Annotated in this window: 1 protein-coding gene; it reads right to left on the minus strand. The window is 35.5% G+C overall.

The features are described 5' to 3' along the window. Positions 1 to 245 (minus strand): S-layer homology domain-containing protein (locus SB717_RS38610; protein ID WP_410908522.1); only part of this gene is annotated, 245 nt, incomplete at both ends.

Genomic DNA, 245 nt, shown 5'->3' on the forward strand with positions numbered 1-245 from the left:
CATACAGTCTTTGTACGTCTTCTTTATAAATAATTTGGTCTTTGTCTGAGAATGGTAGGCTTACAACTGGTCCCCATATACCTTTATACTGTAAAGCCTTGTTTACAATAATTGCTGATTCTTCTCTTGTAATAGGTGTGTTTGGGTCAAAATAACCATCTCCTCTACCTTGTATGATACCTGCACTTGCAGTACGTTTAATACCATCTCGTAAAGTTGAATTTGCATCGTTTAGGTCTTTAAAT

The sequence above is a fragment of the Priestia sp. SIMBA_032 genome (genome assembly GCF_046535215.1).
Taxonomy (GTDB): Bacteria; Bacillota; Bacilli; order Bacillales; family Bacillaceae_H; genus Priestia; species Priestia aryabhattai.